Below are 15,186 nucleotides of genomic sequence, written 5' to 3'. Positions count from 1 at the left end.
TGACATCATGATACCGGCCGTATTTTCTTAAACTGATAATCCATGGAGCGGTTATGAGTTTAACGGCCTGGCTATCCAGTCAATCCCTGATGATCGCAATGTCACTAGCAGCTGCATTGGTTTTATGCTGGTTGATTCATATTATTCTTCATCGCTGGCAAAGAGCTGACCAACACCAGTTGCGAAGACTACTTGTAACAACTGTCAGATATCCTTTATTGCTGCTGCCCTGGATTCTCTGCCTGTTTTACTTTCTGCATATCGTTGACCCTCACGAGGGTGATCTCTGGCATGACTGGTTGCGAATACTGGAAGTCGTTGTTTCTGTAGCATTCCCACTCTGGATACTTATTCGAGTAACCCGATCATTGCCTGAACTTTCCCGTCAGGGCTATATCAGAAACCTCAGCTATGATCTTGCTGCCAGCATTTCCCGTATCGTGCAGATCATACTGGTCATATTTGCAGTTCTGGCACTGGCGCAAAAACTGGGGTACTCACTGTCTGCATTGCTAACTTTTGGTGGTGTTGGCGGTATCGTCCTTGGTCTGGCCGCCAAGGACTGGCTGGCCAATTTCTTTGGCGGTTTGATGCTTATGGTCGACCGACCTTTTAAGGAAGGAGACTGGATTAAATCCCCCGATCGTAATATTGAAGGTCATGTAGAACATATTGGCTGGCGACTGACACGAATTCGTACTTTTGAGCGTCGACCCATTTATGTACCCAATTCAGTCTTCACCAGCATTGTTATTGAAACACCTTCACGGATGCTTAACCGCCGCATCGTTGAGAACTTCGGTCTTCGTTATGAAGATTTCGATAAAGTAGAAGCGGTAATGAACAGTATCTGCGAAGCGTTCAAACAGCACACAGAACTCAATTGCAAAGAGCCGTATTACGCACGATTCCTTAAATACGGTGAATCCGCACTGGACTGCCAGATCAGGGTTCATGTTATCCCCACCGGTCGAGTTGATTTTGTCCGGGTACAGGAGCAGGTGATGATGATCATTGCCGATGCAGTAAAAGCCGCAGGCGCAGATTTTGCCTACCCTGTGGTTCGCTATCTTAAAGAATCATGATTCATTCTGTCATGCCGACAACAGCAGCATGAATATACTGATTGTCGAAGATGCCAGAGACCAGCGCATGCTGCTGTCGGTGGTGCTTCGCAAAAAAGGTCACACCGTGCTGGAAGCCGAAGACGGTGAGCAGGCCTTTGCCATGTTGCAGTCACAGCCGGATATCCGGATTGTGATCAGTGACTGGATGATGCCAGGAATGGACGGCATTGAACTGCTTCAGCAGGTTCGAAAAACCACGGGTGAGCGTTACACCTACTTTATTCTTCTGACCGGAAAATCAGACCGTCAGGCCGTGGTCGAAGGTATGAATAATGGTGCGGATGACTTTCTGGTCAAACCGGTCAATTTTGAAGAACTCGATGCTCGCCTTAATGCAGGCATACGAATTATCGAGCTGGAGCAACAGCTGGAACAGCAGAACCAGCAACTCTCTGAAGCTATTCATACCATAGAAAAAGATCTGGAATCGGCAGCCTGTACTCAAGAGTCTTTATTGGCCAAACCTGCAACGATACAGAAGGTGGATTTCGACTGGTTCTTTAAGCCCAGCAAGATTCTGGGCGGCGATATGTTTGGTTATCATCCGGTGGATGGTGAACGTATTGCCTTTTATCAGCTTGATGTTGCCGGCCACGGCATACCTTCGGCACTCTTCTCTTTTACGCTTAACAATATTCTTTCCGAGAGTTCAGACGTTGAAGCCGCATTAAGCAACCCTGCAGAAGTGCTTGCATCTCTGAACAACCGTTTTCAAACCACACCTGAATCCATGCTTTATTTCACGGCGGTTTACGGCGTAATCAACAGCAGAACCGGAGAGGTAGTCATTGCTCAGGCAGGGCATCCTCCAGCGCTCTGGATCAGCCCTGAAAATAAAACAGTCAACGCAGTAATGGGTGGCGGGGTTCCCGTTGGCATGATGCCTGATATGGAGTACCAGAACCAGACACTACAACTGCAACCCGGTGATCGTCTGTTTCTTTATTCCGACGGCATTACCGAGTGTGAAGACCCGCAGGGTGAACAATACGAAGAACAGAGATTACTGACCGCACTGATTTACAGCCTCCAGTTCAGCGTGTCTGAAACGATACGTCATGTAGAGCAGGAAATAAGTCAGTGGCGAAATCAGGATGGTTTTGACGACGATGTAACTTATCTATTACTGGAATGGAATCCATAGGAGCTGAATATGTCTTTTGAACAACGTCAGGAAGGCGAGTTCACCGTTATTGAAGTGGAAGAGGCGAGGCTGGATGCTTCTATTGCCGAATCATTCAAAACCTTTGCTTTCGATCTGATCGAAAATGACAAGCATAATCTGGTGGTCAATCTGTCACAGGTTCGTTTTATGGACAGCAGCGGCCTTGGTGCTCTGGTTGCAGCCTTTAAAAAGCTGGCCGGTAATGGTTCATTCAGTCTCGCCGAAGCTCAGCCTGCAGTAAGGGACCTGTTTGACCTGACATCCATGGACAAGCTGTTCACCGTTCACGACTCGGTAGCCGAGGCTGTTAAGGGAAGCTGAGTATGTCGGCCATGTTATCTCTGGAAATCGACAGCGAACTGAGCAACACCACTTTGATGGCGATGGCGGTTCGCGGTGTTTGTGCCATGACCACTCTGTCTCCGGTTGAAACCAACCGGCTTGAGCTTTGTCTGGTCGAAATAGTGAACAATGCTATTGAACACGCCTATGAGAATCAGGCAGGACAGAAGGTTCAGGTCGAGCTGGAACTGGATGATTCACTGATTCGTCTTACCGTCAGCGATCATGGTAAAAGCATTCCACAGGAATCCTTACAACCCGATGCAGAACCTGAAGTTGATCCGGAACAGTCAGACAGCTGGCTGTGCAGTGGCAGAGGGCTTCATATTGTCAATAAGCTGATGGATGCTGTTTCCTATCAACGGATTGGTGACAGAAACAGTTTTATTATGGAAAAGAAGCTTCGGTAATCTGGTTTGAACTCAACCAAATTACCGATCTTCTGTCGTAAAGCGTTGTCTTCAAAGTAGTCAATCAGTTCGATGCCTGATCTTCAGGCTTCAGTTCCAAAAGACTCTTATTCTCCGGATGCTCATAAGGTGTCAGTTTGAAAATGACACCAATCACTGGTGTATCCAGATACTGCGTTTGTTCTGAACGCTGAATCTTGCGACTCTGCTGCAAAGGAAAGTTTCTGGTGACTTTCATTGGCTTGCCAATGTCACTGTAAATCAACTGATCTTTGCCAATAACCGGATGGTCGGGCTTTTTAATGGTTATCTCAGCCTCTTGAACCGGTTTTTCATCGCCATCACTCGCTTCGAACTCAACTGACTCAAAAAGTTCCACTTCCGGTTTTTGATAATGACTGTTCAGGCCTTCTGCTGCCAGCTCCCGATACCAGAGATCCAGATCAGCGTGCAGGTAGCGACCGGAACTTACAGTAACCGTACCTTCCAACTGGAAGGGCTGTTCCGATTCAGTCTCGGTCTGTCGTATAACAACAGCCGGTGTTTCTTCACCTTCACGGATTGATAACAACCAGGATTGTCTTTTCAGAACCCTGTAACCTTTGGCTCGGTCGAGAATATTACCCTGCTTTTGCAGCAGTTGCTTTTCATAAGGGAGTTCTACATAAGCATCACGAGTAATATCAGGAGATTGCTGTATTTCAACACTTTCTGTATCTGTAGCTGTATTCAACCAATCCAGATCAGGCTCGTTTTTAGTGACAGCCTCAGCCGATTTCAGCTCAATAATGTTGCCTGGTAGCAATTTATGAGTGATCTCGGGCCATTGTTCAGTGCCAGTCATACTGGTTTTATTAAGAAACACCACCAGATCAGCTTGATACCATTGTTCTTTTTTCTCTTCAATGCCATTGGCATTATTTACCTGCGCTGTCGCCTGAAGACTACTCAGCACGCCGATCAGCAAAAAAGGTAATCGTTTCTTCATTAAAATGTTCCGGTTCTGCCTGCAGTCTTCGGCCTGCGCTTTTCTATATAGCGCAGGCTTTCCGTGCAGCGTTAACTGGCCAGTCGATCCAGCAAGCCTTCCAGTAGCTGAAAACGCTGTTCAGCTTTATCCATCGAGCCACTGTACTTGAGAATGCTGCTGCCTTCCAGTCGATATGACATGGGCTCGGACTGGATCAGCTTGATGATGGCAACAGGGTCAATATCCGGTTGACTGTTGAATTCCAGTCGAGCACTGCCAGCGCCGGCATCGATTTTCACCACACCCATCTTCTCGGCTTTCAAGCGTAAGCGTGTCTGTCTGAACAGGTTTTTAGTCTGATCCGGCAGGAGCCCAAAGCGATCAATCAGTTCAACCTGCAGAGATTTCAGCGCATCATTATTACTGGCAGCGGCAATGCGTTTATAAAGCACCAGTCGTGTATGAACGTCATGGATATAATCTTCCGGCAACAGGGCAGGGAGTCTCAAATTAACATCACTGTTCTGTTGCAGCGGTTTATCAAGGTCCGGTGTTTCACCTTTTTTGATCGCTTCTACGGCTTTTTCCAGCATTTCTGTATAAAGGGTGAAACCAACACTCTGAATCTGTCCGCTCTGACCTTCACCCAGAAGCTCACCGGCACCACGAATTTCCAGGTCGTTGGACGCCAGCATAAAACCTGCCCCCAAATCCTGAGCTTCAGCAATGGCATCCAGACGCTTGAGCGCATCCTTGGTCATGGCTTTCTGGTTAGGTGTCATCAGATAGGCGTAAGCCTGGTGGTGTGAGCGCCCGACACGACCGCGAAGCTGGTGAAGCTGAGCCAGACCAAACTTGTCAGCACGATGAATAACAATGGTATTGGCGCTGGGAACATCGATACCGGTTTCAATAATGGTGGTGCACACCAGAATATTGAACCGTTTGTGATAGAAGTCAGACATCACCTGTTCCAGTTCCCGTTCGCGCATCTGGCCATGGCCAATAGCAACACGAGCTTCAGGAATCAGGGCTTCCAGGTCTGCCGCAGCTTTCTCAATGGTCGACACTTCATTATGAAGGTAATAAACCTGACCACCACGAAGCAGTTCACGAAGAATCGCTTCTTTAATCAGATGCTGGTCGTGTTGGCGAACAAAGGTTTTTACCGATAGGCGTCGAGCTGGCGGTGTGGCAATTATCGACAGATCACGAATACCGGACATGGCCATATTCAGGGTTCTTGGAATAGGCGTCGCAGTCAAAGTAAGAATATCCACTTCGGAACGCATGGATTTCAGCATTTCCTTATGGCGGACACCGAAGCGGTGTTCCTCATCAATGATCAGCAAGCCAAGATTCTTGAATTTGAAGTCACTCTGAATCAGCTTGTGGGTACCAATGATGATGTCCAGCTTGCCTTCAGCGGCTTTATCCTTTAATCCCTGAACCTGCTTGGCAGTTTTGAATCGAGATGCGACATCAATTTCTACTGGCCAGTCAGCGAAGCGATCCCTGAAGCTTTCATAATGCTGTTGCGCCAGCAGGGTTGTTGGCACAAGAATGGCTACCTGCTTGCCACTCTGAGCGGCAAGAAAAGCGGCTCGCATGGCTACTTCGGTTTTACCAAAACCAACATCACCACAAACCAGACGATCCATAGGCTGAATCGCAGTCATATCCCTGATGACATTATCGATAGCCTGCTGCTGGTCAGGCGTTTCCTCAAACGGGAAACCGGCACTGAATGCGTGGTACTGCTGATCCGGCGAATCAAAGGAAAAACCTTTTCTGGCTTCACGGCGGGCATAGATATCCAGCAACTCTGCAGCGGCATCACGAGCTTTTTCAGCGGCTTTACGGCGCGCTTTTGTCCACTGCTCACTGCCAAGACGATGCAATGGCGCCAACTCATCATCGGTACCTGTATAACGGGCGATCAGATGCAGTGAAGCAACGGGAATATAAAGCTTGGCTTCGCTGGCGTATTCCAGCGTCACAAACTCGGTCTCCTGACCATCCACTGAAAGCGTCTGTAAACCACGGTAACGACCGACACCGTGATCTATATGAACCACGGGCGCACCTTCACGCAGCTCGGTCAGGTTACGGATGGTTTGATCGGTTTCAACTTCCGTTACGCCTTTGCGACGGCGCTTTTGCATAACTCGCTGACCAAGCAGCAGAGACTCGGGAACAATGGCCAGTTCTGGAGAGTCGAGATAAATACCGGAATAGAGACCACCAACGGTGATACCCAACGGCTCTGTACGACTCAAAAAGGTACTCAGGCTATTAAAATTCACCGGCTTGATATTGGATTCAGCCAGCAACTCCAGTAACACTTCCCTGCGTCCGGCCGTTTCTGCAACCAGCAATATTCGCTGTTGTTGATCAATCAGCTGCTGCAGTGGCGCAAGCGGATTATCGGCTCTGGCATTAAGAGTCAACTCAGGCAGCGACTGATGATCAAGATTCAGATAGCCCTGTGTTTCCTTAACAGCCTCTTTATTAAGGAAAACCCTTGGATAAGCTTTCAGCTTCTGGTTTAACTCAGCTACAGGCAGTAACACTTCTGAAGGTGCCAGCAATGGTCGTAATGGATCGACTTTCCGATTTTCATAACGATCAGTTACATCACGCCAGAACTGCTCCATGGCATCCTGTACACCTTCGCACTGGATTATGCAGGTCTGCTCGGAGAGGTGATCAAACAGACTGGCGGTTCCATCAAAGAACAACGGCAGATAGTACTCGATACCCGGGCTGGCCATACCCAGGCCAATATCCTGATAAATCGGGCAGTCACGATGATCGACATCGAATTTATCCCTGAAGGCTGAACGGAATCTATCCCGTGATGATTTATCCAGCGGAAACTCATGTCCCGGCAACAATTCAATATGATCAACCTGATCAATGGAACGTTGGGTCTCAGGATCAAAGGTTCGCAGCGTGTCAATTTCATCATCAAACAGATCAATCCGGTAGGGCAGGGTGGACCCCATGGGGAAGATGTCCATCATGGCGCCCCGAATAGCAAATTCGCCGTGCTCATAGACCGTATCAACACAACGATAACCGGCTTGCTCCAGCTGTTTGCGCTTGTCTTCCATAACAAAACGTTCGTTACGTTTCAGTACCAGACAGTTGGCTTCCAGATAGCTTCTTGGGCAAAGTCGGTGTATCAAGGTTGAGACCGAAATAATCAGTATCGACTGCTTAACATTACGAAGCCGGTAAAGAGTATCAAGACGCTGGGAAACTATGTCCTGATGGGGTGAAAAAGCGTCGTAGGGCAGAATTTCCCAGTCCGGGAAATGAAAGATTTCGGCGTGCTTCCGATCCTGCAGAAAGAATTCCAGTTCCTCTTCCAGTCGAATGGCCTGACTGGAGTCCGCTGTCACCACCAATACCGGTTGCTGGCTCTCTTCAAAAGCTCTGGCTATGGCCAGAGTACTGGCCGAATCGGGCAAGTTGCCCCAGAAGTTTTTTTCTCCCGGCTTGCCGGGTAACGGGAAAGATGGAAGTGTCGCGCTTGCCTGAGACATGTAATCCGTATTCGTCCTGCACAATTCAATAGCATGATCAGGCAGGGTGAATTCTGCCTGTAGGGCGTTAGCATTGTAGCCTTTAGACCGTTCAGATACCAAGTGATCAAAGTCTCGCGAAAATCGCGAAGAGACATCTTGTTATCCTGTGTTCATCTTTGTTGCCAACCGACACCATTGTCTGGATAATAGCCGACATTGAAGTACTCACGTTCTGTATTGCCGTGAGTCTGCCTATACAAATGAGTCGCTTTCAGAAGCAGAATAATTAGCAGGATTGCAACCGTGCCAAAACAACATCTTCAGGACTGGAAAGAACGAGAAGCGATCGCCGAATCCATGATTCCCCTGGTCGGTCATCTCTATCGTGAAAACAATGTTGTTACGTCCATTTATGGCCGTTCCATCATTAACCGCACCGTGGTTGATATCATCAAGGCTCATAAATACGTTCGTCAGGTAGAAGGCACACCTCTTTGCGTGAGAGAAACCTGGCCAATACTGGAGATCCTCAGTCGTCTGGAACTGGGCCCGTCCCGCATTGATATTGGCAAGATTGCCACCGGTTACAAGAACAGCAATGAAGCGGTTGAACTGGAAGATTACGTTCGCGGCCAGGTGTCTGAACTGATCAACGCCAAAAATGGCAGCGACCATGAAGAGCAGGATGTTGTGCTCTACGGGTTCGGTCGTATCGGTCGTCTGATGGCTCGTATTCTGATTCAGCGTGCCGGTGGTTCCGGTATGAACCTGAGAGCCATTATCGTTCGTAAAGGCAAGGCTGAAAACGACCTGCAGAAGCGTGCCAGTCTGCTGCGCCGTGATTCAGTTCACGGACCATTTAACGGCACTATCTCTGTTGATGAAGAAAACAACGTTATCTTCGCCAACGGTGTTGCGATTCAGGTGATCTACGCCAACTCTCCTGATCAGGTGGATTACACTGACTACGGCATTAACAATGCCATCGTCGTTGATAACACCGGTGTATGGCGTGACGCTGAAGGTCTGGGTCAGCACCTGCAATGCAAAGGTACGTCCAAGGTTATCCTGACAGCTCCAGGTAAAGGCGAGCTGAAAAATGTGGTCTATGGTGTTAACCACAACATCATCGAAGAAAGCGATAATATTATCTCTGCAGCTTCCTGTACCACTAACGCTATCACTCCTGTGCTGAAAGCAATCTGCGACAAGTTCGGTGTTGAAAACGGCCATGTTGAAACCGTTCACTCCTACACCAACGACCAGAACCTGATTGATAACTACCACAAAGGCGCACGTCGTGGTCGTTCAGCAGCTCTGAACATGGTTATTTCAGAAACCGGTGCAGCAAAAGCGGTTTCCAAGGCGCTGCCACAACTGGAAGGTAAGCTGAGCGGTAATGCTATTCGAGTACCAACACCGAATGTTTCCATGGCGATTCTGAATCTGAACCTGTCTACCAACACCGATGTTGAAGAACTGAACAACTATCTGCGTGAAATGGCGCTGTACTCTGACCTGAAAAAGCAGATCGATTACACCAACTCCCACGAAGTAGTTTCCAGTGACTTCGTTGGTAACCGCAATGCCGGTATTGTTGACAGTCGTGCCACCATCGTTAATGGCAACCGCTGTGTACTGTACGTTTGGTACGATAACGAGTTCGGTTACAGCTGCCAGGTAAACCGCATTCTGCAGCATATGTCCGGCAATATGCATAAATCCGTTCCAGCCTGATAGACATCAGTTATGGAAAAAGCCTCTGATCTGCTTCAGAGGCTTATAAAAAAAGAGGCTACTGAATTTTCAGTAGCCTCTTTTTTTGCACTGCTTTTTACATTGCTTTAAGCGCAGTCATCTCACTACTTTTCAGCCATGACTCTCAAACGCAGCACCCAGCAGCTCGCGGGTGTAATCTGTCTGCGGCTGATGAAATATCTGTTCTGTCGAACCCTGCTCAACAATTTCGCCATCTTTCATCACCATGATGCGGTGACTCATGGCTTTCACCACGGCGAGATCGTGACTGATAAAGATGTAACTCAGGTTGTATTTGGCCTGCAGACTTCTTAATAGATCAATCACCTGTGACTGCACGGTTCTATCGAGAGCCGAGGTTGGTTCATCCAGCACAATCAGTTTTGGTTTCAGGATCAGGGCTCTGGCAATAGCCACCCTTTGTCGTTGGCCTCCCGAAAACTCATGGGGATAACGGTGTCGCCAGTCCGGGTTCAATCCAACTTCTTCCATGACCTGAACAATCTGTTGCTCTCGCTCAGAACTTGCGGCCAGTTTATGGATATCCAGACCTTCACCAATAATATCGGCGATGGTCATTCGCGGGCTGAGACTGCCAAAAGGATCCTGAAAAACCACCTGCATTTCCCGCCGGAATGGCCTGAATTCCTTCTGATTCAGTGTATCAATAGTCTGACCTGCAAAGTGAATGTTGCCGGTTGAATTCTGAAGTTTCAGTAACGCCATACCCAGCGTCGTTTTTCCCGAACCTGACTCACCGACAATGCCCAGCGTTTCAGCTTTTCCAAGAGAGATAGAAACATCCGTTACCGCTTTTATATGATCAACAGTTCGACGAAACACACCAGCTTTGACCGGAAACCAGACTCTGACATCACTTGCTTCTAATAACTTATAATCCGGGTCAGACTGAACCTCAGGAGTCCCATCAGGCTCTGCATTAAGCAACTCAATGGTGTAAGAATGGGAAGGTGAGCTAAAAACATCTTCGGTTTTTCCCTGTTCCACCAGCTCGCCATCCTTCATCACGCAGATATTGTCGGAAACATGGCGAATAAGGTTTAAGTCATGGCTGATAAACAGAATGGCCATCCCAAACTTCTGTTGTAACTCAGCCAATAGCGACAATATCTGTCGCTGTACCGTAACATCCAGCGCAGTAGTTGGTTCATCAGCAATCAAAATATCCGGTTCACAAGCCAGTGCCATGGCAATCATAGCTCTTTGGCGCTGACCTCCGGAAAGTTCATGGGGGTAAGCGGTCAGTTTTGTTTCCGGTCGCTGAATACCCACAAGATGCAGCAATTCCAGTGTTCTTTCCCTGGCCTGACTCTGTTTCATACCCAGATGCAGAGTCAATACCTCGCAGATCTGCCGCTCAATGGTATGAAGTGGGTTAAGTGCAGTCATTGGCTCCTGAAAGATCATGCCGATGCGGTTACCACGAACCTGGCGCATCTGCGTTTCAGAAAGACTGAGCAAATCACACCCTTCAAACTCAATTGAGCCCGAGCAGGAGGCATTATCGGGTAGAAGATTGAGAATACTCAGCGCAGAAATTGATTTTCCGGAACCGGATTCGCCCACCAGCCCTAGAGTTTCACCTGCATGAAGGTCAAAGCTGATGCCTTTCACGGCATCCTGATTATCAGCGCACTGATTAAAACTGACTTTAAGATTTTGAACTGAGAGCAATGCGTTCTTCATAGCGTATCCCTGACCATTATCCCTGAACCAAGTACTTTCGGGGATCAAGCGCATCCCGGGTTGCTTCACCAATAAACACCAGCAGGGTCAACATGATCGACATCACCAGAAAAGCAGTAATACCCAGCCAGGGCGCCTGAAGGTTATTTTTGCCCTGAGCAATCAGTTCACCTAGAGAGGGCGAACCGGCAGGCAGACCAAAGCCGAGGAAGTCCAGAGAGGTCAGAGTAGTAATGGCTCCGGTCAGAATAAAAGGCATAAAGGTCACCGTAGCAATCATGGCATTAGGCAGAATATGGGCAAACATCAATCGACTGTTGCCCATTCCCAAGGCTCGAGCAGCACGAACGTATTCCAGATTACGGCCCCGCAAAAACTCGGCTCTGACCACATCCACCAGCGCCATCCAGGAAAACAGCAACATAATACCCAGAAGCCACCAGAAACCCGGTTCAACAAAGCTGGAGAGAATGATCAGAAGATAGAGACTGGGCATCCCCGACCATATCTCAATAAACCGTTGCCCAAAGAGATCCAGTTTGCCGCCATAAAAGCCCTGCACGGCACCAACGGCAACGCCAACCACTGAACTGACCAGTGTCAGAGCCAGTCCGAATAATACTGAAATACGAAAACCGTAAATAACCCGGGCCAGTACATCTCGCCCCTGGTCGTCTGTTCCCAGAATATTTTCCAATGTCGGTTTGGCAGGTGCAACCCGGGCGTAATTAATAGTGTCGTAGCTGTAACGAATGGGTGGCCATAGCATCCAGCCGTGAGGCTCAATCAATTCCCGTGCGTACTCTTGCCGGTAATCCATCTCTAACTCGAACTCACCGTCAAATACAGTCTCTGAATAGATATGCAGGGTAGGGGTGTATAACTCACCTTTGTAATAAACCAGCAGCGGTTTGTCGTTGGCAATCAATTCTGCAACTAGTGTGACAAAGAACAGTATGCTGAAAATGATCAGAGAGTAGAAACCACGACGGTTACTTTTAAAATTGCGCCAGCGTCGTTGGTTGAGTGGGCTCAATCGGGATTGCTGACAGGTCTTCTGAAGTGAGTCTTTGGCTTCCATAGCTTTCAATACTAGGCCCTTGCTTCAAAGTCGATGCGGGGGTCAACCAGCATATAGGTCATATCACCCAGCAGTTTCACTAGCATACCGATCACGGTGAAGATAAACAGCGATCCGAACACCACTGGATAGTCCCGATTAATGGCAGCTTCATAACCGAGCAGTCCGAGACCATCCAGCGAAAAAATAATTTCTATCAGCAACGAGTTAGTAAAGAGAATACCGATCAAGGCAGCAGGAAAGCCGGAAATCACCAGTAGCATGGCGTTTCTGAAAACATGCCCGTACAACACCTGAGTGTCGTTCAAACCTTTGGCTCGGGCTGTCTGAACATATTGACGATGAATCTCGTCAAGAAAGGAGTTTTTGGTCAGCATGGTCAGAGTGGCAAAGCCACCAATAACAATACAGATAATGGGCAGTATCAGGTGCCAGGCATAATCCAGCATCTGACCGGCAAAACTGAGCTGGTCAAAGTTATCAGAAGTTAAACCCCGCAGAGGAAAGATATTCCAGTAACTGCCACCGGCAAAAAGAACAATAAGCAGTATCGCCAGCAGAAAACTGGGAATAGCATAACCAGTAGTGATAATCGCACTGGTCCAGATATCAAAGCGACTGCCATGCTTCAGGGCTTTACGAATCCCCATGGGAATAGAGATCAGGTAGATCAACAGAGTACTCCAGAGTCCGAGCGATATGGAGACTGGTAGTTTTTCCTTAATCAGATCAATCACACTGGCATCACGAAAGAAAGAATCACCAAAGTCCAGCTTGAGATAGTTGCCTACCATCATAAAGAAACGTTCAGTGGCAGGCTTATCAAAGCCGTACAGTTTTTCAATGTCTTTGACCAGTTCAGGGTCAAGACCTCTACGACCTCGATACTCTCCGGTTTCATCCATACTGAACTGCTGAATTTCGGCATTGCCACCACCGCTGATTCGGCTGGTGGCACTAACATCAAACCCTTCCAGTTTGGCAATCATCTGCTCCACCGGACCGCCCGGTGCAGCCTGAACAATAACAAAGTTGAGCAGCATGATGCCAAACAGGGTTGGAATCATCAGCAACAGGCGTCGAATGATATAGCTGGTCATAGCAATGAAAATCCTGCCTGTTTGAATTTATAAAAGTTTTTCTACCTGTTTCTTGCGTCGTATATACCAGCCCACAACAAAGACAAGAAAGAAGATAGCCACCAGAGAGGACAGTATGACATTGCCTTTTTCTTTATCCTTGCGCTGCTCCTGAACAAACTGGTTTTCTTCTACCGGATCACGCCACCAGGTTTGCAAGTCAAAGCGATAAAGTGGCTCTTGTCCCGGTTTTAATCTTGGGTAGTTAACGGGTTTCCAGTAAGCCACTCGATGGTAAGGGTAATACCACTGAGGAATCATGTAGTTGCCCCAGAGCAATACCCGATCCAGTGCTCTTGCGGCTACTATCAGGTCTTCCCTGGTCTTGGCCTGAACAAGTTGATCAATCATGGCATCAACGGCGGGGCTCTTAAGTCCAATATAGTTACGGCTGCCAGACTGGTCTGCTGAACTGCTGCCCCAGTATTCCCGCTGCTCGTTACCCGGAGTGCTGGACTGGCCATAACGGGTCACTACCATATCGTAGTCGAAGCTACGCATACGGTTAATGTATTGAGAGATATCCACCATACGCATGGTGACGGTAACGCCCATGGTCTCAAGATTTTTCTTAAAGGGAAGTACTACTTTTTCCATACCACTGTTGAACAGCAGAATTTCAAACTCAAAAGGTTCGCCATTTTTCTGCAGTTTGCCTGACTCCAAAGACCAGCCAGCTTTTTTCATCAATTCCAGTGCCTGACTCAGCTGGTTTCTGATACGGCCGCTGCCATCGGTTTTCGGGAGGGTATATTCGTCAGTAAAAAGTTCTGCTGGTAATTGATCTCGCCATGGTTCAAGCAACTCCAGTTCTTTTCCGGACGGAATACCTGTCGCCTTCATGTCCGAATTTTCAAAATAGCTTTTTGTTCTCAGGTAACTGCTGTAGAACAGGTTTCTGTTTAACCACTCAAAGTCCATGGCGTAACTCAATGCCCTGCGAACATTACTGTCCTTGAATTTATCCTTTCTCAGGTTGTAAACAAAACCCTGCATACCTTCCGGTGACTTCGAGGGGATAACTTCCTTGACCAGCAAACCCTCATCAACAGCCGGTATGTCATAAGCCGTCGCCCAGTTTTTTGCAATGTACTCTAGGTGCAGGTCGTACTCACCCGCTTTAAGTGCTTGCAGAGCAACATTGGCATCACGGTAATAGTCGTACTTCAGCAGGTCAAAGTTGTGCCGTCCCTTGTTTACCGGCAGGTCTTTCGCCCAGTAATCCTTAACCCGTTCATAAACAACCTCACGACCAGACTCAGCCGAAAGCACCCGGTAAGGCCCATTAGCCAGAGGAAAGGTCATATTTCCCGCCTCAAAATCATTTTCCGGCTTTTGCCAGAAATGCTCCGGGAATACCGGTAGCTGGGAAATAATCAATGGCAATTCAGGGTTATCGTTTCTGGTGAAGATAAATCGCACACTGAGTTTCGACAGCGCTTCAACCGTTTTTATATCTTTATAGTAAGTACGATAGAAGGGTGAAGCCTTGTTTCTGAGAATGTTAAAGGTGAATACCACATCCTGTGCCGTTATAGGTGAACCATCATGAAAACGTGCTTTGGGGTTGAGATGGAAGGTTATCTCACTGTTATCTTCAGCCGGTTCAGCCAGCTGGGCAATCAGTGGATACATAGAGAACGGCTCATCGGCACTGTTCACCATAAGAGTGTCGTACAGAAGATCCAGGCCGGCAGCAGACGTACCTTTCTCAATATAAGCGTTCAGACTGTCAAAAGTCCCAACACTGGCCTGCTGCAGTGTGCCACCTTTAGGGGCGTCGGGGTTTACATAGTCAAAATGCTTAAAATTGGCTGGGTATTTACTTTCACCGTGGAGCGACAACGAGGCCTGCCTTAATTCGGTTGGCAACCGGTCAGCAAATAGCGCAGTCGAAGCGGTGAAGAAGAGCAACGAAGTCAGCAGACGTAAAAATCTTGTTGTTATCATGGAA

Annotated in this window: 11 protein-coding genes; 5 read left to right on the top strand and 6 right to left on the bottom strand. The window is 48.0% G+C overall.

The window, feature by feature from the left end; genetic code table 11:
• Positions 1–53 precede the first annotated feature (53 nt).
• From EOPP23_RS14375 to EOPP23_RS14360, 4 genes are read left to right on the top strand one after another with little or no spacing between them, the layout of a single operon-like run.
• A complete protein-coding gene (locus EOPP23_RS14375; protein WP_153766702.1) occupies positions 54–1,085 on the top strand; it encodes a mechanosensitive ion channel family protein in 1,032 nt (343 codons plus the stop codon).
• 28 nt (positions 1,086–1,113) lie between these two features.
• Positions 1,114–2,271 carry a PP2C family protein-serine/threonine phosphatase gene (locus EOPP23_RS14370; protein WP_153766701.1) on the top strand — a complete coding sequence of 386 codons (1,158 nt, stop codon included), beginning with the start codon at positions 1,114–1,116 and terminating at the stop codon, positions 2,269–2,271.
• Between the two features lie 9 nt (positions 2,272–2,280).
• Positions 2,281–2,613: an STAS domain-containing protein gene (locus EOPP23_RS14365; RefSeq protein ID WP_153766700.1), complete on the top strand. Its 333-nt coding sequence runs from the start codon at positions 2,281–2,283 to the stop codon at positions 2,611–2,613.
• A 2-nt stretch (positions 2,614–2,615) separates the two neighbouring features.
• Positions 2,616–3,044 (top strand): ATP-binding protein, encoded by a 429-nt coding sequence (locus tag EOPP23_RS14360; protein ID WP_153766699.1) that lies wholly within the window; start codon positions 2,616–2,618, stop codon positions 3,042–3,044.
• A gap of 64 nt (positions 3,045–3,108) precedes the next feature.
• Here the strand turns inward: EOPP23_RS14360 and EOPP23_RS14355 are convergent, their stop codons facing one another.
• Positions 3,109–4,032 (bottom strand): CsiV family protein, encoded by a 924-nt coding sequence (locus EOPP23_RS14355; protein WP_153766698.1) that lies wholly within the window; start codon positions 4,030–4,032, stop codon positions 3,109–3,111.
• A 71-nt stretch (positions 4,033–4,103) separates the two neighbouring features.
• Positions 4,104–7,565, bottom strand: coding sequence for a transcription-repair coupling factor (gene mfd / locus EOPP23_RS14350; RefSeq protein WP_153766697.1), 3,462 nt, complete (start codon positions 7,563–7,565; stop codon positions 4,104–4,106).
• A 339-nt stretch (positions 7,566–7,904) separates the two neighbouring features.
• On the opposite strand from mfd, the gene EOPP23_RS14345 reads away from it, so the two are divergent.
• Positions 7,905–9,284, top strand: a complete 1,380-nt coding sequence (locus EOPP23_RS14345; RefSeq protein ID WP_228550753.1) for a glyceraldehyde-3-phosphate dehydrogenase — start codon at positions 7,905–7,907, stop codon at positions 9,282–9,284.
• A gap of 132 nt (positions 9,285–9,416) precedes the next feature.
• On the opposite strand, the gene EOPP23_RS14340 is transcribed toward EOPP23_RS14345, so the two are convergent.
• The 4 genes from EOPP23_RS14340 to EOPP23_RS14325 are packed head-to-tail and all read right to left on the bottom strand — an operon-like array spanning position 9,417 to position 15,182.
• The gene (locus EOPP23_RS14340) at positions 9,417–11,012 is read right to left on the bottom strand and encodes an ABC transporter ATP-binding protein (RefSeq protein ID WP_153766696.1); all 1,596 of its coding nucleotides are present in this window, start codon (positions 11,010–11,012) and stop codon (positions 9,417–9,419) included.
• Positions 11,013–11,028: 16 nt separating this feature from the next.
• Complete coding sequence (locus EOPP23_RS14335) at positions 11,029–12,093, bottom strand: ABC transporter permease (RefSeq protein WP_153767212.1); 1,065 nt, start codon at positions 12,091–12,093, stop codon at positions 11,029–11,031.
• Between the two features lie 11 nt (positions 12,094–12,104).
• Positions 12,105–13,193: a microcin C ABC transporter permease YejB gene (locus EOPP23_RS14330; protein WP_153766695.1), complete on the bottom strand. Its 1,089-nt coding sequence runs from the start codon at positions 13,191–13,193 to the stop codon at positions 12,105–12,107.
• A 27-nt stretch (positions 13,194–13,220) separates the two neighbouring features.
• Complete coding sequence (locus EOPP23_RS14325; protein ID WP_194842613.1) at positions 13,221–15,182, bottom strand: extracellular solute-binding protein; 1,962 nt, start codon at positions 15,180–15,182, stop codon at positions 13,221–13,223.
• Positions 15,183–15,186: the final 4 nt, after the last annotated feature.

This window comes from Endozoicomonas sp. OPT23, assembly GCF_009653635.1.
Classification (GTDB): Bacteria; Pseudomonadota; Gammaproteobacteria; order Pseudomonadales; family Endozoicomonadaceae; genus Endozoicomonas_A.
The sequence above is the reverse complement of the archived record's forward strand: the minus strand, read 5'-3'. Positions and strand labels throughout refer to the sequence as shown.

Coding starts and splice junctions, on each gene's coding strand:
- EOPP23_RS14360 (WP_153766699.1), top strand. CDS start 2,616: ATGTCGGCCATGTTATCTCTGGAAATCGACAGCGAACTGAGCAACACC.
- EOPP23_RS14340 (WP_153766696.1), bottom strand. CDS start 11,012: ATGAAGAACGCATTGCTCTCAGTTCAAAATCTTAAAGTCAGTTTTAAT.
- EOPP23_RS14375 (WP_153766702.1), top strand. CDS start 54: ATGAGTTTAACGGCCTGGCTATCCAGTCAATCCCTGATGATCGCAATG.
- mfd (WP_153766697.1), bottom strand. CDS start 7,565: ATGTCTCAGGCAAGCGCGACACTTCCATCTTTCCCGTTACCCGGCAAG.
- EOPP23_RS14335 (WP_153767212.1), bottom strand. CDS start 12,093: ATGGAAGCCAAAGACTCACTTCAGAAGACCTGTCAGCAATCCCGATTG.
- EOPP23_RS14355 (WP_153766698.1), bottom strand. CDS start 4,032: ATGAAGAAACGATTACCTTTTTTGCTGATCGGCGTGCTGAGTAGTCTT.
- EOPP23_RS14365 (WP_153766700.1), top strand. CDS start 2,281: ATGTCTTTTGAACAACGTCAGGAAGGCGAGTTCACCGTTATTGAAGTG.
- EOPP23_RS14330 (WP_153766695.1), bottom strand. CDS start 13,193: ATGACCAGCTATATCATTCGACGCCTGTTGCTGATGATTCCAACCCTG.
- EOPP23_RS14325 (WP_194842613.1), bottom strand. CDS start 15,182: ATGATAACAACAAGATTTTTACGTCTGCTGACTTCGTTGCTCTTCTTC.
- EOPP23_RS14370 (WP_153766701.1), top strand. CDS start 1,114: ATGAATATACTGATTGTCGAAGATGCCAGAGACCAGCGCATGCTGCTG.
- EOPP23_RS14345 (WP_228550753.1), top strand. CDS start 7,905: ATGATTCCCCTGGTCGGTCATCTCTATCGTGAAAACAATGTTGTTACG.